The sequence below is a fragment of the Neorhizobium tomejilense genome, assembly GCF_964254135.1.
GTDB lineage: Bacteria > Pseudomonadota > Alphaproteobacteria > Rhizobiales > Rhizobiaceae > Neorhizobium > Neorhizobium tomejilense.
In genome coordinates, this window is sequence record NZ_CAXUSO020000001.1 from 865,157 (window position 1) to 881,680 (window position 16,524).

General features: G+C 62.2%; 16 protein-coding genes. 2 read left to right on the plus strand and 14 right to left on the minus strand.

Annotated features, from left to right (window positions below; genetic code table 11):
• Positions 1-20: 20 nt before the first annotated feature.
• From ACSQ3G_RS04530 to rpsF, 12 genes are all read right to left on the minus strand, one after another.
• On the minus strand, positions 21-761 hold the full coding sequence (locus ACSQ3G_RS04530) for an SDR family NAD(P)-dependent oxidoreductase (protein WP_436109204.1): 741 nt from the start codon (positions 759-761) through the stop codon (positions 21-23).
• A gap of 238 nt (positions 762-999) precedes the next feature.
• Entirely contained in the window at positions 1,000-2,502 is a 1,503-nt protein-coding gene (gene purF, locus ACSQ3G_RS04535; RefSeq protein ID WP_436109205.1) for an amidophosphoribosyltransferase, read from the minus strand.
• Positions 2,503-2,655: 153 nt separating this feature from the next.
• Positions 2,656-3,243: a CvpA family protein gene (locus tag ACSQ3G_RS04540; RefSeq protein WP_436109206.1), complete on the minus strand. Its 588-nt coding sequence runs from the start codon at positions 3,241-3,243 to the stop codon at positions 2,656-2,658.
• 104 nt (positions 3,244-3,347) lie between these two features.
• Positions 3,348-4,751 (minus strand): DNA repair protein RadA, encoded by a 1,404-nt coding sequence (gene radA, locus ACSQ3G_RS04545; RefSeq protein ID WP_436109207.1) that lies wholly within the window; start codon positions 4,749-4,751, stop codon positions 3,348-3,350.
• Between the two features lie 7 nt (positions 4,752-4,758).
• A complete protein-coding gene (locus tag ACSQ3G_RS04550) occupies positions 4,759-5,067 on the minus strand; it encodes a type II toxin-antitoxin system RelE/ParE family toxin (RefSeq protein ID WP_436109208.1) in 309 nt (102 codons plus the stop codon).
• The gene (locus ACSQ3G_RS04555) at positions 5,006-5,311 is read right to left on the minus strand and encodes a type II toxin-antitoxin system ParD family antitoxin (RefSeq protein ID WP_436109209.1); all 306 of its coding nucleotides are present in this window, start codon (positions 5,309-5,311) and stop codon (positions 5,006-5,008) included. The genes ACSQ3G_RS04550 and ACSQ3G_RS04555 overlap by 62 nt, the downstream gene beginning before the upstream one ends.
• Positions 5,312-5,377: 66 nt before the next feature.
• Entirely contained in the window at positions 5,378-6,544 is a 1,167-nt protein-coding gene (gene alr / locus ACSQ3G_RS04560) for an alanine racemase (protein WP_436109210.1), read from the minus strand.
• 316 nt (positions 6,545-6,860) lie between these two features.
• Positions 6,861-8,357, minus strand: coding sequence for a replicative DNA helicase (locus ACSQ3G_RS04565; protein ID WP_046605633.1), 1,497 nt, complete (start codon positions 8,355-8,357; stop codon positions 6,861-6,863).
• Between the two features lie 265 nt (positions 8,358-8,622).
• On the minus strand, positions 8,623-9,198 hold the full coding sequence (rplI, locus tag ACSQ3G_RS04570) for a 50S ribosomal protein L9 (protein WP_105402905.1): 576 nt from the start codon (positions 9,196-9,198) through the stop codon (positions 8,623-8,625).
• 19 nt (positions 9,199-9,217) lie between these two features.
• Positions 9,218-10,207 (minus strand): DUF2232 domain-containing protein, encoded by a 990-nt coding sequence (locus tag ACSQ3G_RS04575; protein ID WP_436109211.1) that lies wholly within the window; start codon positions 10,205-10,207, stop codon positions 9,218-9,220.
• A gap of 158 nt (positions 10,208-10,365) precedes the next feature.
• Positions 10,366-10,620, minus strand: a complete 255-nt coding sequence (gene rpsR, locus ACSQ3G_RS04580) for a 30S ribosomal protein S18 (RefSeq protein WP_007771634.1) — start codon at positions 10,618-10,620, stop codon at positions 10,366-10,368.
• A gap of 22 nt (positions 10,621-10,642) precedes the next feature.
• Positions 10,643-11,122, minus strand: coding sequence for a 30S ribosomal protein S6 (rpsF, locus tag ACSQ3G_RS04585; RefSeq protein ID WP_046636463.1), 480 nt, complete (start codon positions 11,120-11,122; stop codon positions 10,643-10,645).
• Positions 11,123-11,688: 566 nt separating this feature from the next.
• Between rpsF and ACSQ3G_RS04590 the strand changes: the two genes are divergently transcribed.
• A complete protein-coding gene (locus tag ACSQ3G_RS04590; protein WP_436109212.1) occupies positions 11,689-13,146 on the plus strand; it encodes a peroxidase family protein in 1,458 nt (485 codons plus the stop codon).
• A 91-nt stretch (positions 13,147-13,237) separates the two neighbouring features.
• Here the strand turns inward: ACSQ3G_RS04590 and ACSQ3G_RS04595 are convergent, their stop codons facing one another.
• Together ACSQ3G_RS04595 and ACSQ3G_RS04600 are read right to left on the minus strand one after the other, a co-directional pair.
• Complete coding sequence (locus tag ACSQ3G_RS04595; protein ID WP_436109213.1) at positions 13,238-14,176, minus strand: RTX toxin; 939 nt, start codon at positions 14,174-14,176, stop codon at positions 13,238-13,240.
• 185 nt (positions 14,177-14,361) lie between these two features.
• Complete coding sequence (locus ACSQ3G_RS04600; protein WP_436109214.1) at positions 14,362-15,408, minus strand: aldo/keto reductase; 1,047 nt, start codon at positions 15,406-15,408, stop codon at positions 14,362-14,364.
• Between the two features lie 164 nt (positions 15,409-15,572).
• Between ACSQ3G_RS04600 and fabD the strand changes: the two genes are divergently transcribed.
• A complete protein-coding gene (fabD, locus tag ACSQ3G_RS04605) occupies positions 15,573-16,520 on the plus strand; it encodes an ACP S-malonyltransferase (RefSeq protein ID WP_436109215.1) in 948 nt (315 codons plus the stop codon).
• The last annotated feature ends 4 nt before the right edge of the window (positions 16,521-16,524 follow it).

Consider the following 16,524-nt stretch of genomic DNA (forward strand, 5'->3'; position numbering starts at 1 on the left):
CTTGCGGCGAGCGGTCGCCTCTATTCCGGCGCGCGAAAATCCGCGAACTTGTTGTCGCGCACGACGAACAGGCGACCAGTATCCTGAAGATCGGGGGAGGCGAGGAAGAGGATCTTTTGGGCGACTTCCGACGGGTGCGGCAGGGTTTCGGGGTCTTCGCCGGGCATGGCCTGGGCGCGCATGGCGGTGCGGGTGGCGCCGGGATTGACGATGTTGACCTTGAGCGGCGTGTGGGCGGTCTCGGCAGCCCAGATGCGGGCCATGTTCTCGACCGCCGCCTTGGAGATCGAATAGGCCCCCCAGAAAGCCGGCGCCTTGGAGGCGACGCCGGACGACAGGATCAGCGCGCGGCCGGCATCGGATTTCGTCAGCAGCGGCTCGACCGAGCGGATCAGTCGCCAGGTGGCGGTGACGTTGGTCAGCATTACCTTCTCGAACACCTTCGCCTCGATATGGCCGAGCGGCGAGATGACGCCGAGGATGCCGGCGTTCGCCACGAGGATGTCGAGCTTGCCCCAGCGCTCATAGATCGAGGCGCCGAGCTTGTCGATCGCCGCCATGTCGGTGATGTCGAAGGGAACCAGCGTGGCGGTGCCGCCGGCCGCCTTGATCGCATCGTCAAGATCCTCGAGGCCGCCGACGGTGCGCGCGGTGGCGATCACATGCGCGCCGGCTTTCGCGAGTGCCAGCGCCGTGAAATAGCCGATGCCCCGCGATGCGCCGGTCACCAGCGCGATCCTGCCCTTCAGATCGATATTCATGATTTTCCGCCCTCAAATGCAATGCGCGCGACGGTCATTACAGTCGCCGATGGATGTTGGTGGAGGAGGCGACAGCTGCTTGTCGCAGGAGCCCGGCCTCGCTCTCCGTAGCCCTGTGCTTGTCACAGCGATCCGGTGCGCGCAAGTCCTTGCGCGCGGGAGAGGCTTTCACGGCTCCCGATGTGGGTGCGGCGAACTGGCTCGGCGCTTAATTTCAGCTTCAGGGAGGAAGCTCGTCTCACCCGTTGCTGGCCAGTACCGAAACCTTGCGGCCCATCGTCTCGCCGTCCTTGTCGAGCAGGCGGGTGGGGTAATCACCGGTGAAGTAATGGTCGGTGAATTGCGGGCGGGCGTTGTTGCGGTCTTCGCCGCCGACGGCACGGTAGAGGCCGTTGATCGACAGGAATTCGAGGCTGTCCGCGCCGATATATTGGCACATGGCTTCCAGGCTGTCGTACTGGTTGGCAAGCAGCTTGTCGCGGTCCGGCGTGTCGATGCCGTAGAAATCCGGGTAATAGATCATCGGGCTGGCGACGCGCAGATGCACTTCCTTGGCGCCGGCATCGCGGATCATTCGGACGATCTTCAGCGACGTGGTGCCGCGCACCACCGAATCGTCGACCAGCACGACCCGCTTGCCCTCGATCATCGCCCGGTTGGCGGAATGCTTGAGCTTGACGCCGAAGGCGCGGATCTGCTGGGTCGGCTCGATGAAGGTGCGGCCGACATAGTGGTTGCGGATGATGCCGTATTCGAACGGAATGCCGCTTTCCTGGGCGTAGCCGAGAGCAGCAGGCGTGCCGCCATCCGGCACGGGCACGACGACGTCGGCTTCGACCGGCGCTTCCTTGGCGAGGTTGATGCCCATGTTCTTGCGCGCCACATAGACGCTGCGGCCGCCGACGACGGAATCGGGGCGGGCGAAATAGACGTATTCGAACAGGCAGAGCCGTTCCGGCTGGCCGTTGCCGGCCTTGCGGGCGTCGATCGAGATGGAGCCGTCCGCCTGGATTTCGCAGATGATGACTTCGCCGTTCTCCACGTCGCGGACGAACTTGGCGCCGATGATGTCGAGCGCGCAGGTCTCGGACGCGAAGATCGGCTTGCCGTCGAGTTCGCCCATGACCAGCGGGCGGATGCCGGTGGGGTCGCGCGCGGCGATCAGCTTGGTGCGGGTGACGGCGAGCATCGAATAGCCGCCTTCCATCTGCCGGATCGCGTCGATGAACCGGTCCGCGGTCGACGAATAACGGGAGCGGGCGATGAGATGCAGGACGACTTCGGTATCGGAGGTCGACTGACAGATGGCGCCGCCGGCGATCAGCTGCCGGCGCAGGGTCAGGCCGTTGGTGAAATTGCCGTTATGGGCGACCGCGATACCACCGACTTCGAGTTCGGCAAACAGCGGCTGGACGTTGCGCAGCGCCACTTCGCCGGTGGTCGAATAGCGGTTGTGGCCAATCGCGATATTGCCGGGCAGGCGGGCAAGGGTGACGGGATCGGTATAATGGTCGCCGACGAGGCCCATGCGGCGTTCTGAATGGAAGCGCAAGCCGTCGAAGGAGACGATGCCGGCCGCTTCCTGACCGCGATGCTGCAGGGCGTGCAGCCCGAGCGCCGTTAGCGTCGCAGCCTCGGGATGGCCGAGAATGCCGAACACGCCGCATTCTTCATGCAGCGTATCGCCATCCCACTCGTTGACGCTGTCTTCGGCGAACGTCTCGGAAACCGCCTGATTCATCTTGGCCCCTTATCCCTGTGGACAACCTGTCCCTGTCGGAAAAATGGAAAGGCCGGCCGGGGAGAACCTCCCCGGAAACCAGCCTGTTTTCACTTGAATGCGAATGATACCACAAATGGTGACGTTTTGCGCTGCATCAAGCGCAAGATCGCGTCAATTATTTGTCGCAGGCGCGTCGTCTGCCGTCGGTTGATCCTGAGCCGGAGCGCCATCGGTTGGCGCTGCCCCGCGGCCGAGGATGCGGGCGCGGATCTGCGGCTCGATATCGGCGGGCAGCACGGCTTCGAGGCGGGCGACGAGCGTGTCGAGGAACGGCTTCGATTTCGCCTGCGTTACCCAGGTCGGCTGGGCATTGACGGCCACCAGCCAGTTCCAGAATGCGACGGCCACGACGAGCAGCAGGATGCCGCGGGCGGCGCCGAACAGGAAACCGAGCGTCCGGTCGAGCGCGCCGATGCGGCTGTCGATGATGAAATCGGCGATCCTTGTGGTGATGAACGAGATGATGATCAACGCGATCAGGAAGATGGCACCGGCGGACGCGGCGATCGCGATGCGCTCGTCACTCAGGTGCGGCTTCACATAGGGCAGAACCAGGGGGTAGAGGTAATAGGCGGCGGCGACTGAGCCAGCCCAGCTTGCGATCGACAGCACCTCTCGCGAAAAACCGCGAACCATGGCGAGAACGGCGGAAAACAGCGTCACAGCGATGACGATACCATCGAAAATCGTGATGGGCATATATGATCTACTCCAGACTTGCCGACTTCAAGACTTGCCGGCTTCAAGCCCGGCGCCCCGCCTTACCGCAGCCGTCATACATCAGCGGGCTTGTTAACGGAAGATCAATCATCTTCCGGCGTTTGTCTCAGCTTGGCGGCGGAACCCGCGATGCGGGATACCAAATCCGGCAGGTCCTCGATCGTCACCCAGCGTCCGTTCGCGCCCTTCGGCACCTCCGCGGACGTGGCCGGCAGCATCGCTCCTGCAAAACCAAGTTTCTCAGCTTCCTTAAGGCGTTGCGCGGTCTGCGAAACCGGCCGCACCGCGCCCGAGAGGCTGATTTCGCCGAAATAGACGCAATCGGCCGGCAGAGCAAGACCGGCAAGCGAGGATACCAGTGCGGAAGCGACCGCAAGGTCGGCCGCAGGCTCGGTGATGCGATAACCGCCCGCGACGTTGAGATACACGTCGTGCTGTCCGAGCTTGACGCCGCAATGGGCCTCGAGGACCGCGAGAATCATCGACAGGCGCGACGAATCCCAGCCGACCACGGCGCGGCGCGGCGTGCCGAGCGAGGTGGGCGCCACCAGCGCCTGCACCTCGACCAGAACCGGCCGTGTGCCCTCCATGCCGGCAAAGACCGCGGCACCTGGCGATTTCGAGTTGCGCTCGCCGAGGAAAAGTTCGGACGGATTGGTGACTTCGCGAAGCCCCTTGTCGGACATTTCGAAGACGCCGATCTCGTCGGTCGGGCCAAATCGGTTCTTGACGGTGCGCAGGATGCGGTAGTGGTGGCCGCGGTCGCCTTCGAAATAGAGGACCGCATCGACCATGTGCTCGACGACGCGCGGGCCGGCGATCTGGCCTTCCTTGGTGACGTGGCCGACAAGGACCATGGCGGCACCGGTCTGCTTGGCAAACCGGATCATCGCCTGCACGCCGGTGCGCACCTGGGTGACGGTGCCCGGCGCCGAATCGGCCGTGTCGCTCCATAACGTCTGGATCGAATCGATGATGACGAGGTCGGGGCGCTTGCCGTCGCCGATCGTGGCGAGAATGTCCTCGACATTGGTTTCGGCCGCGAGCAGCACTTCTGTATCGGCGGCATCCAGCCGCTGGGCACGCAGCCGCACCTGCGCCACCGCCTCTTCGCCCGAGACATAGATGATCCGGTGGCCGCGGCGGGAAAGGGCCGCCGCCGCCTGCATCAGGAGCGTCGACTTGCCGATGCCCGGATCACCGCCGACCAGCACCGCCGAACCGCGCACGAACCCGCCGCCGGTCGCCCGGTCGAGTTCGGAAATGCCGGTGAAGATGCGCGGCGCTTCCTCGGTCTCGCCGGACAATGTGGTGAGTGCCACGGCACGGCCCTTCTTCGGCACCTTGCCGGGGCCTCCACCGATGCCGCCCATCTGGTCGTCTTCGATAATGGTGTTCCACTCGCCGCAGCCGTCACACTTGCCGGCCCAGCGGTTATGCACCGTGCCGCAGTTCTGGCACACGAATTGGGTTTTTGCTTTTGCCATGGGGAATTCAGGTTTCGTCGGTTGGGAAGTTGTCGGCAGAAACGTCCTGATGTCCGTGAAGAACGCGCAGGACATGCATCGTCGTTTCGTCGATCACGAAATAGATGCACCTGCCGCGAAAGGGGAAGGCCCGCAATCCAGGAACGAATTCTCGGGAACTGCCGGTAAGGCCGAGTTCCGCCAACGAGGCCATCTTGGCATTGAGCTCGTCCAGCAGGCGTCTTGCGGCTATCGGATTGAATTGCGAGGTATACTCATAATCTTCCAGAAGATCGGTCAGCGCGCGTTGGGACACGTTGAGACGGCGCGCTTGCATTCTTCCGTTCCTCTGCCATCTTGAGAATGTGCGCCGTCAATTCCTCGCCGTTTTCAAAACTCATCACTCGGCCCGCTTCGACATCGTCCAGCCCTTCCTGGATCAATCGCTTCAGCGTTTCCGTTTTTTCTTGAAGCTGGCGCAAACCGGCCGCAACAACCTCGCTGGCATCCTTGTAGACTCCGGCCTCGACTTGGGCGTCGATAAACGCCCGCTGTTTCTCGCTCAGATGGATCTCGGTCATTTCGATCTCCTTTTGTTCTCGTATAGCACGAGGGATTTCCGCTTCCAAGAGGCAAGCGAGCGCCGATCAATCCTCGGGATATAGATAACGCCGCTCGTAGCGCAGACCGAGGCTGGTCAGCAGTTCGTAGCCGATCGTGCCGGCGGCGCGGGCGACGTCGTCGAGATCTATGTTCGGACCGAACAGTTCGACATAGTCGCCGGCCTGGATCTCCGATGCCGGGATGTCGGTGACGTCGAAGATCGTCAGGTCCATGGTGATGCGGCCGATGACCGGAACCTTGCGGCCGGCGACGAAGCCGAAACCGCCCTGGGCGACCGTCTTGCGAAGCGGCACGCCGGAGCCGGAGAGCGCTCGGCTGTAGCCGTCCGCATAACCCGCGGAAACGATCGCCAGCCGGCTGTCGCGGGAGAGCTGGTAGGTGCCGCCGTAACTCACCGTCTCGCCCTTTTTCCCGTCGCGGATCTGGATGATGCGCGCTTCCGCCTTGGCAACCGGCTTCATCGGGTTCGGTACCCCAACGACAGCCTCGCCGCCATAAAGCGCGATGCCCGGGCGGGTGAGATCGAAATGATAGTCCGGCCCCAGAAAGATCCCGGCGGAAGCCGAAAGGCTCGTCTCGATTCCTTCGAAAGCCTCCGCGACCTTCCGGAAAGCCGAAAGCTGTTTCTGGTTGAGGGGCGAGGAGGGCGTGTCGCCGCTATGGAGATGCGACAGCACCAGGACCGGCGAGAAGCTTGCCGGCCGCGACACGTCGTCAGCAAAGGCGATCGCATCCTCAAGCGGCAGGCCGAGACGGTTGAAGCCGGTATCCACCTGCAAAGCGCAGGGATGGTCGCCATATTCCGATGTCACCGACATCCAGAAGGCGAGTTGTTCTTCCGAGGCCAGAACCGGCACCAGATCGTGTTCGAAGAACATCGCCTCCTGGCCGGGCCATATCCCGGAGAGAACATAGATGCGGGCGTCGGGTGCATAGGCGCGCAGCGTCACGCCTTCTCGCGCGACAGCGACGAAGAAATCCCGGGCGCCGGCCTCGTAAAGCGTTATGCCGCAATCCTCGAGCCCGAGCCCGTAGGCATCCGCCTTGACGACAGCCGCCGTCCGCGCCGTTCCCGAACGCCGCGCCATCTCCCGCCAATTGTCGGCAAGCGCACCCAGATCGACCGTCAGCCGGACGGGCGCAATGTCGAAATCGTCGGGATAGGAAAGCTCGCTGTCGAAATCGGTCATGTCGGCTCGTAGGGCATGAGGATCGGGGGCATGAGAACGGTTGCAGCGATCCTACCGGTTTCGAAGGCAGGAAAAAGACCGCGCCCGCAAAATCTTTCGCGCTGCACAATCTTTAGGCCGTCGGGAATTCAGGCAACGCTGCGTAGGTCGAAATCCGCATGCCGCGGCATGTCTCTTCTCCCCAGCGGGGAGAAGGTGGCGGCAGCCGGATGAGGGGGCGCCAGCCAAAATAAGTCGAGTTTGCCGCAAGGCCCCCTCATCTGCCCTTCGGGCATCTTCTCCCCGCCGGGGAGAAGAGAGAATGCGACCGCCTCGATCAATGCTCTTCGTACTGTGTAAAGCTCGGGTCGGCCAGATCGGCGAAGCGGGTGTATTCCGACTGGAAGGCGAGCTTGACGGTGCCGGTCGGTCCGTGGCGCTGCTTGGCGATGATCACGTCCGCCGTGCCCTTGACCTTGTCCATCAGCACTTCCCATTCGGGATATTTCGGGTCGGCGATGTCGCGGGGTTCCATGTTCTTCACGTAATATTCCTCGCGGAACACGAAAAGCACGACGTCGGCGTCCTGCTCGATCGAGCCCGATTCGCGAAGGTCGGAGAGCTGCGGGCGTTTGTCGTCGCGGCTTTCCACTTGGCGCGAGAGCTGCGACAGCGCGATGATCGGCACGTTCAGCTCCTTGCCGAGCGCTTTCAGACCCGTTGTGATCTGGGTGATTTCCTGGACGCGGTTCTCGCCCGACTTGCCCGAGCCGGTCATCAGCTGGATATAGTCGACCACCAGGCAGTCGAGGCCGCGCTGGCGCTTGAGGCGGCGGGCGCGGGCGGAAAGCTGGGCGATCGAGATACCGCCGGTCTGGTCGATGAACAGCGGCACCTTCTGCATCATCTGTGAGCAGGCGACGAGCTTTTCGAAATCGGCCTCGGTAATGTCACCGCGGCGGATCTTTGACGAGGAGACTTCCGTCTGCTCGGAGATGATACGGGTGGCGAGCTGCTCGGCCGACATTTCGAGCGAATAGAAGCCGACGACGCCGCCGTTCTTGGCCTTGAACGATCCATCCGGCTGGACTTCCGGTTCGTAGGAGGCGGCAATGTTATAGGCGATGTTGGTGGCGAGCGAGGTCTTGCCCATGCCGGGGCGTCCTGCAAGCACGATCAAGTCGGAACGCTGAAGCCCGCCCATCTTGCTGTCGAGAGACATGATGCCGGTCGAGACACCGGAAAGATGGCCGTCGCGCTCGAAGGCCTGGCCGGCCATGTCGATGGCAAGCGCCACCGCATCGTTGAACGACTGGAAGCCGCCGTCGTAGCGACCGTTTTCCGCGAGCTCGAACAGCCGGCGTTCGGTATCCTCGATCTGCGTCTGCGGCGGCATGTCGAGCGGCGCGTCAAAGGCGATGTTGACCATGTCCTCGCCGATGGTGATCAGCGCGCGGCGGAGCGCCAGGTCGTAGATCGCCCGGCCGTAGTCTTCCGCGTTGATGATCGACACGGCTTCGGAGGCGAGGCGCGCGAGATATTGCGCCACCGTCAGATCGCCGACCTTGTCGTCGGCGGGCAGGAAGGTCTTGATCGTCACCGGATTGGCGGTCTTGCCCATCCGAATGATATCGCCGGCGACCTCGAAGATCTTGCGGTGCAGCGGCTCGTAGAGATGGACGGGCTTGAGAAAATCGGAGACGCGGTAATAGGCGTCGTTATTGACCAGGATCGCGCCGAGAAGCGCCTGTTCGGCCTCGATATTGTTCGGGGCTTCGCGGTAATGCGGCTCTGCCGGCTGGATGTTGGCGAGCTTGCGTACTGCGTCGTTCATGGTGTTTTCCGTTCTGTCCCTGTACCCCGGCAGTACCCTTAGAGGTGTCTGGCCTGTCACGAAACGGCAATATTGATTCCCACAGTAGTTCACAGGCAAAACTGCGCTGCGAAGCGAAAAACGGTCGGAAACCGTAAATCCGTTTGACTGTGTTCCCGGAGCGAATCGACTCGGGGGATCACTCTCTTTTATAGCCCGAAAAAGACAAAAAAACGCCCGGACCTTGTCGGCCCGGGCGCTCTTTGAACAGTCTTTGGAACGAAGCTTATTCGTCGTCGCCGGCGCCGTCGGCTTCCGGATCGAAGAAGTCTTCCGGACGCAGCGCATCTTCGTCGACGCCGTAGATGGCGTCGGCCGAGGTGAGGCTTTCGCCCTGGGACTGGCGGCTGGCTTCTTCAGCGGAGCGGGCAACGTTCAGTTCAACCGAAACTTCGACTTCCGCATGCAGGTGCAGCGAGACCTTGTGCAGGCCGATTTCCTTGATCGGCGTGTTGAGGTCGACCTGATTGCGGCCGATGGTGAAGCCTTCGGCAGCCAGCGCGTCGACGATGTCACGGGCAGCGACGGAGCCGTAGAGCTGGCCGGTTTCGCCGGCGGCGCGCACGACGACGAAGGACTTGCCGTCGAGGACTTCGGCGACCTTCAGGGCTTCGCCCTTGCGCTCGAGGTTGCGGGCTTCGAGAGTGGCGCGCTCGGATTCGAAGCGCTTCTTGTTGGCTTCGTTGGAGCGGAGAGCCTTGCCGAGCGGCAGAAGGTAGTTACGGGCAAAGCCGTCGCGGACCTTGACGGTTTCGCCCATCTGGCCAAGCTTCGGTACGCGTTCAAGCAGAATGACTTGCATGATTCAGGTTTCCTTTCGATCAGTCAATCTTGTTTTTTTCAGGAGTGGTCGGAGGGTTGGCACCCTTGACCGGTGTCAGTGCAATCGTCCGTCGCGTGTCGGAAAGTCCCAGAATGAGAATCGCGATCGCCGGCAGCGTAACAATGGAAGACATGTAGCAGAGGACGAGCGCTGGAATCCGCCAGCTCTTGCCTTGGGTTCGGAAATGGATGGAGGCGAAGCCTGCCATTACAAAACCGGCGCCGAACGTCCCGCAGATTGTCGCGCCGATCAGGGCAGGAATGCCACCCGCGAAGATCATGACAATGCCTGCGAGGAAGATGAAGATTGCATGCCGGTTCATACGCAGCGCTGAGGGCATGTCCTCACGCGGACGCAAAGCCCGACCGGAACGGGAGACAATGCGTACGGCAATATAGAACGCCGCAAACAGCAGCACGACCCAGAAGCCGCTCATCACCAAGGGCGTAGCTAACAGAAGCCATTTTTTTGTATAGGCAATGCCGGCTTGGTCGGCCGTAAATGTTGGCTCCTGGGCCTGAATAGCTGCGACGAGTCCATCAAATGCTTGGTCGATGACCTCTGGTCCATAACCCATCATGACGCCTAGGGCGAAAGCTGCGATCGCAACAAGGGCGCACAGATGGAGCAGAATGTCCGAGATCGGATACCAGGCCATCAGATGGTCCGGGCCGCCAAGCTCGTCGGCTGGACGAGCCAGATTGGCAAGGTGGCTGAGCCAGCCGGCCGGGGCCAGCGTGAAGATCACCATCCCGAATGCAAAGAGGGGTGATACGAGGATGGCTCCAAGCACGGAAGCGGTCAATATTCCGATCATCGCGGCACGATTGCCCCAGCCGAGGCCGGCGACTAGGATCGGAAGGGCGGAGGCCGCATAGAGGACGAACAGTAAGATCGACAGCTGCGCATTCGCACCCAGCACGAGCAGGGTGGCGGCAATGCCGGCAAGGATGCCGGTGGGCAGCACTGTCTGTATCTTGTTCGTCACGGTCTCGCTGTCCTGCTTTTTGAAGCAGTTAGGGGATCACACCTGAATCTATCTCTCAGGTACTTCATCCCCAACATGGGATTTGGAAATTCCGATCCGCGCCCATCGCGGAAGGGATAGACCCGCTGACTCTTCATCAGCGGGTCCGGTATTCGTAATTACGCTACGACGTAGGGCAGCAGGCCGAGGAAGCGGGCGCGCTTGATCGCCTGGGCGAGTTCGCGCTGCTTCTTCTGGGAAACGGCCGTGATGCGGGACGGAACGATCTTGCCGCGCTCGGAAATGTAGCGCTGCAGGAGGCGTACGTCCTTGTAGTCGATCTTCGGCGCATTGGCACCCGAGAACGGGCAGGTCTTGCGGCGGCGATGGAACGGACGGCGTGCCTGGGAGGAGGATGATGATACGTCAGCCATGGTCTTTTCTCCTTAGCCTCTATTACGCACGGTCTTCGCGCGGACGGCGCTCGAAGCCGCCTTCACGCGGACCACGGTCCGGACGGTCGCCGAAGCCGCCTTCGCGGCGCGGCGGACGGTCGCCGAATTCGCGGCGCGGACCACGGTCGTCGCCATCACGGCGCGGGCGGTCGTCACGGTCGCGCTTCTGCATCATCGCCGACGGACCTTCTTCATGCTTCTCGACGGCGATCGTCATGTAGCGAAGAATGTCTTCGTTGATGCGCATCTGGCGTTCCATCTCGTGCACGGCCGGAGCCGGTGCGTCGATGTCCATCAGGGCGTAATGAGCCTTGCGGTTCTTGTTGATGCGGTAGGTGAGGGACTTGAGGCCCCAGTTTTCAATGCGCCCGACTTTGCCGCCGTTAGCTTCGATGACGCCCTTGTACTGTTCGACGAGGGCATCAACCTGCTGAGCGGACATATCCTGCCGGGCAAGGAATACGTGTTCGTAAAGAGCCATGTAGCTTTGCCTTTTCTTGCGGTTGTCTACCCGGACCTCGGCGGCTAAGCCTCAACGACTGCTCCTGAACGGGGAAACCCCAGGCAAGAAAAGTGTTGTATCGAGACGGTCGAGAGCGGAGACACGGGAGGCTTGGACCCTATGGTCCCTGCGGCTTGCCTTGCGGCAAACCTGCCCTCCGTTCAGCCACCAGCCAGAAGACCGGGTGTTGCGAACAGCGCGCTTATACGGATTTTTAGAGAGAAGGCAAGGGCGGTTCATCGAATGTAATCAATTAGCGATATCTTAATTATACTTAAGGTAGAGTTAACAAATCTTCAGGTTGAAAATCCGAGTAATCGGAGTATAGTTCGCCGCGGGAAAAGTGCTGGAGGGTATTCAACCAAGGTGGAGGGGAATTTGTTATGCATCATGGAGAGAAGAATTTTGAAGTAACCGCACCACGTTCTCGATTTTACCAGGGAGGTTTCGGGCGGTTGTTTCCCGAGCTTCCGGGCTGGGAGCCGGATACAACCGGTTTTACAGGTGCAGGGATAGGTAGTGCTGCGGCATTGGAAGCCTATTTCATGGATTTTGTAGCGACCAAGATGGTCGATACGACGGCGCCGCCCGCGGGCGACTCCAAACTTCCGTCAGGTTACGTCTATTTCGGTCAGTTCATCGACCATGACCTGACGCTGGACACGACGCCGCTCAGCGAAGCCGAGCTCGATCCGAACCGGCTCCATAACTTCCGGACGCCGAGGCTCGATCTCGATTGCATCTACGGACAGGGGCCGGACGCGCAGCCCTATCTCTATGACAAGACTGCGCCGGGCTGTTTTCGGATCAGCGAGATCGCCGGCACGCCGTTCAAGGATCTGCCGCGCGCCGCAGGCCAGGATACCGCCCTGATCGGCGACCCGCGCAATGACGAGAACGCCATTGTCTCCCAGCTGCACCTGGCCTTCCTTCTGGCCCATAACACGCTCGTCAAGGCGGCGGTCAAGAAGGGCATGTCGTCCAGGAAGGCCTTTGAAGCGGCACGGAAGACGCTGCGGCGGCTCTACCAGTGGATTATCTGGCACGACTACATGGCTCGCATCTGCGATCCCTCCGTCCACAAGCGGGCGCTTCGCAAGGATCGCGACGCCGGCAACGGGCGCACCTTCTGGGAGCTCGGTTACGAAGACGTCTACGACTGGAAGAACAATCCGTTCATGCCGCTGGAGTTTTCGGTCGCCGCCTACCGGTTCGGGCATTCGCTGGTCCGCAACGGCTACCAGACGAATTTCGCCAAGGGCGTCGGCGTCTTCACGCCGACCTTCAAGTTCAATGCCGAGGACCTCAGAGGGTTTCGCGCGCTGCACCCGGACCGGGTCGTCCAGTGGGACTGGTTCCTCAGGATGTCGTCCTCCGTGCGGCCGACATTCCCGCAGGTTGCCCGCAAGTTCGACGGCGTGCTGGCGAATGCGCTACGCGAACTGCCGGAGGATCCCGACAAGCCGGGCGACAACACCAGAATCCTCAACGTGCTGGCGGCCCGCAATCTGGTACGCGGCGTCAGGATGCAGCTGCCTTCAGCGATCGAGGTCGCCAAGCTGCTCGACGTCCCGATCATCAAGATCAACGAGGATGAGCGGGAGGCCCTCTGGTACTACATCCTGCGGGAGGCCGAATTCGACCCCCAGGTCGAGGGCTCGACGCTGACCGTGGGCGGCGCCGGCGATCGCTTAGGCACACTCGGCTCGATCATCGTCGCGGCGACCTTTGCAGGGCTGCTGAAGGGCGATCCGCTGTCGTTCTTCAACCTGGAGCCCGGATGGACGCCCGACAAGGATGAGCTGCTCGACAGCGTCGAGGCGGATCTGATCGCTGCCGGCAAGCCCGGCCTCAACGCCGATGAACAGGTCAACGGCCGCAAATGGGGGCTGCCGACCATCATCCGCCTGTCGGGCCTGCCGGTCGATGCCGCGCCGTTCCGGCCGGTGCCGATCCCTGTCCCCGAGCCCGTCGTCGAGCCAGCAGCACCGCCGACGGAGTGAACTATCGGACATAACTATCGGATATCGCCGGGAGAACCGGCGATATCCCCGATAATGTCCCGGGGGGCATGCTTTTGCTTGGAAGATTGGATCAGCCGATCTTGAGGACGGTCTGTCCATTTTCGAAAGCGAAGCCATAGGACAAGACGCTGCCCTTCAGCGCCTTCTCGTCGAGCGTCACTGTGATCTTGTCGTCCGAGCCCTCGAAGGAGGCGGTCAGCACATTGTCCTTGATCGAAATGCTGACATCCTTCTCGAAATAACCGTCGAACCGCAGCGAGATCGGGCCGTCGGTGGCGATCGTGTCCTGGCCGCCATTCTTGCCGAACGTGTATTCGACGACGCCCTTGCCGGCCGGTTTGCCGGTCTGGTGGATGGTCACCGTGTCGTTGCCGGCGCCACCGGACGCAAAGATGCGGCGTCCTTCGAGATAGAGGATATCGTCGCCATCGCCACCATCGATGCCGGTCATCGTTTCGGCCGATATCCGGATGCTGTCGGCGCCGCTGCCACCGGACACGTCCATCGCCAGCTTTCCTGCAAGCTGGATGTCGTCCTTGCCGGCGCCGCCATCTATGCCACGCAGCAGGTCGGCCTTCGCCTCGATCTTGTCGGCGCCTTCGCCGGCATCGACGCCGGAGAGCGAGGCGGTTTTGATCTTCAACGTATCGTCACCGGCTCCGCTATCGACATCGTAGACGGCGCGGCCGGTCATCGTCAGACTGTCGTCGCCTTCGCTGCCGGAGGCATGGGTGATATAGCCGAGGCTTTCGCTGACATTCACCTCCGATGGGTCGTCGGCTTTGCCGAGTGCCAGGATCTCGACGATCCGCGCCAGCGCCCGCTGCGCCGGTCCCTGCGTGTCGGGCTCGATGCCGCCCGCGCTGGCCGGGCCTAAGCCCTGGGCGCTGCCGGATGACTGGCCTGCCGAAACGGACGGACCGGAAAACAGCAGCGATGCATAGCTCGCCGCATTGGAGTTCCGGTAGAAGGCGTTGGTGATACTGGTGATGGCTCTGTCCTCCGGCATGCAGCCCAGAGGCCGCAGGTCCTGTCTTTCACCCGCCATCATGCCGGACATTGATTGAGAACAGCTTATCGGAGTTGAGGGCTGCAAAACAGCGGCATCGCTTTGCGCGGTAAGCGCTTGGTAAAGAAAAAGGGATGCTTTGCGGCGGCAGAGCATCCCTCGAGCAAAACCTGAAGATCGCCGTATCAGAGCGGCATAGGATACTGCCGATGAACCCTGGCGATGTCCGCGAACACGTCGTCCGACAGCGTGACGTCCGCAGCCGCCATGTCGTGCTTCAGCTGGGCCATCGACGTCGCGCCGATGATGATCGACGTCATGAACGGGCGCGACAGGCAGAAGGCGAGCGCCATCTGGGCGAGGTCTAGGCCGTGCTTTTCGGCGACCTCGAGATAGGCCTTCACGGCCGGCTCCTGGTACGGTGTCAGGCGGCCGCCGAGATCCGTGTTGATCGTCGCCCGAGAGCCCTCCGGCCTTGCGCCGTTCTGGTACTTGCCGGTGAGGAGGCCGGCGGCGAGCGGCGAGTAGGCCATCAGCCCGACATCCTCGTGATGGGCGACCTCCGCAAGGTCGAGATCGAAGTGCCGGTAGAGGAGATTGTATTCGTTCTGCAGCGAGGCGATGCGCGGCAGGGCCTTTTTCTCCGACAGGCGCAGGTATTTCATCGCGCCCCAGGCACTTTCGTTGGACAGGCCGGCGGCCCGCAGCTTGCCTTCCTTCACCAGCTCGCCGAGCGTTTCGAGGATTTCGGCAATTTCGGCGGCGGCCTTGTCGCGGTCCTGCTGCGAAACATCGAAGGTCCAGGAATTGCGGAAATGGAAGGTGCCGCGGTTCGGCCAGTGGATCTGGTAGAGGTCGAGATAATCGGTCTGCAGGCGGGTCAGGCTGGCGTTGACGGCCTGGCGGATGGTGGCGGACTCGATGTCGCGTCCGTCGCGGATATGCGGGCGGCCGCTGCCGGCGATCTTCGTGGCGAGGACGAGGTCCTTGCGCTTGGCCGCATTCTTCTTCAGCCAGGTGCCGATATATTCCTCGGTACGGCCATAGGTGGCGGGGCCGGCTGGCGTGGTCGGATAGAGCTCGGCGGTGTCGAAGAAGTTGATGCCGTTCTCGAACGCGTAGTCCATCTGTTCATGGGCTTCGGCTTCCGAATTCTGGGTGCCCCAGGTCATCGTGCCGAGGCAGATTTCCGACACGGAGAGGTCCGTGCGCCCAAGTTTCTTGTATTTCATGCCGACAGATCCCGTCCTCAAAAAGTCGGCGGCACTCTAAGCGCGATTTGACGAAGCGCAAGGGGACAACGGGCCGGAAAAGGCCCCGAAAACCGCGCCGCCCTTGACTCTCCGGGCCGGAATGTGAATGGAGAGGGCAAAACATAAGGGAAGGAAATCATCCCATGAGCACGATCGCATTCACGTTCCCCGGCCAGGGCAGCCAGGCTGTCGGCATGGGCAAGGATCTGGCGGAGGCTTTTCCCGAAGCCCGCGCCGTCTTCGATGAAGTCGACGAGGCGCTCGGCCAGAAGCTCTCCGACATCATGTGGAACGGACCGGAAGAAACGCTGACGCTGACCGCCAACGCGCAGCCGGCGCTGATGGCCGTCTCGGTCGCAGCGATCCGGGTGATGGAAGCGCGCGGCTTGAAGCTCGCCGACAAGGTCTCCTTCGTTGCCGGCCATTCGCTCGGAGAATACTCTGCTCTTTGCGCCGCCGGCACCTTTTCGCTCGCCGATACGGCACGCCTGCTGCGCATCCGTGGCGATGCCATGCAGTCGGCGGTGCCTGTCGGGCAGGGCGCCATGGCGGCGATTATCGGCCTTGAGCACGGCGATGTCGACGCGATCTGCGCCGAAGCGCGCGAGGCCGGCATCTGCCAGATCGCCAACGACAATGGTGGCGGCCAGCTGGTCATCTCCGGCTCCAAGGCAGCGGTCGAAAAGGCAGCAGGGCTTGCGACCGAAAAGGGCGCCAAGCGCGCCATCATGCTGCCGGTCTCCGCACCCTTCCACAGCGACCTGATGGCGCCGGCAGCCGACGCAATGCGCCACGCGCTCGACAAGGTGGCGAAGAACAACCCGGTCGTCCCGGTCATCGCCAACGTACGCGCCGTACCGGTCTACGATGCCGACGAGATTGCCAAGCTGCTGGTCACCCAGGTCACCGGCCAGGTCCGTTGGCGTGAGACGGTGGAATGGTTCGGCGCCAACGGCGTGACGACCCTTTACGAGATCGGCTCGGGAAAAGTGCTGACCGGCCTTGCCCGTCGCATCGACAAGAATATCTCCGGCATTGCCGTCAACACGCCGGCCGATATCGAAGCCGCGCTCACAGCCATTCTCGGCTGAAACC

Bases quoted from the DNA above. Each gene is read 5' to 3' on its own strand.
- ACSQ3G_RS04550 (WP_436109208.1), bottom strand. From the start codon at position 5,067: ATGCAAGCGCGCCGTCTCAACGTGTCCCAACGCGCGCTGACCGATCTT.
- ACSQ3G_RS04595 (WP_436109213.1), bottom strand. From the start codon at position 14,176: ATGCCGGAGGACAGAGCCATCACCAGTATCACCAACGCCTTCTACCGG.
- alr (WP_436109210.1), bottom strand. From the start codon at position 6,544: ATGACCGATTTCGACAGCGAGCTTTCCTATCCCGACGATTTCGACATT.
- ACSQ3G_RS04600 (WP_436109214.1), bottom strand. From the start codon at position 15,408: ATGAAATACAAGAAACTTGGGCGCACGGACCTCTCCGTGTCGGAAATC.
- rplI (WP_105402905.1), bottom strand. From the start codon at position 9,198: ATGCAAGTCATTCTGCTTGAACGCGTACCGAAGCTTGGCCAGATGGGC.
- ACSQ3G_RS04530 (WP_436109204.1), bottom strand. From the start codon at position 761: ATGAATATCGATCTGAAGGGCAGGATCGCGCTGGTGACCGGCGCATCG.
- ACSQ3G_RS04565 (WP_046605633.1), bottom strand. From the start codon at position 8,357: ATGAACGACGCAGTACGCAAGCTCGCCAACATCCAGCCGGCAGAGCCG.
- purF (WP_436109205.1), bottom strand. From the start codon at position 2,502: ATGAATCAGGCGGTTTCCGAGACGTTCGCCGAAGACAGCGTCAACGAG.
- fabD (WP_436109215.1), top strand. From the start codon at position 15,573: ATGAGCACGATCGCATTCACGTTCCCCGGCCAGGGCAGCCAGGCTGTC.
- ACSQ3G_RS04590 (WP_436109212.1), top strand. From the start codon at position 11,689: ATGGATTTTGTAGCGACCAAGATGGTCGATACGACGGCGCCGCCCGCG.
- rpsF (WP_046636463.1), bottom strand. From the start codon at position 11,122: ATGGCTCTTTACGAACACGTATTCCTTGCCCGGCAGGATATGTCCGCT.
- rpsR (WP_007771634.1), bottom strand. From the start codon at position 10,620: ATGGCTGACGTATCATCATCCTCCTCCCAGGCACGCCGTCCGTTCCAT.
- radA (WP_436109207.1), bottom strand. From the start codon at position 4,751: ATGGCAAAAGCAAAAACCCAATTCGTGTGCCAGAACTGCGGCACGGTG.
- ACSQ3G_RS04540 (WP_436109206.1), bottom strand. From the start codon at position 3,243: ATGCCCATCACGATTTTCGATGGTATCGTCATCGCTGTGACGCTGTTT.
- ACSQ3G_RS04555 (WP_436109209.1), bottom strand. From the start codon at position 5,311: ATGACCGAGATCCATCTGAGCGAGAAACAGCGGGCGTTTATCGACGCC.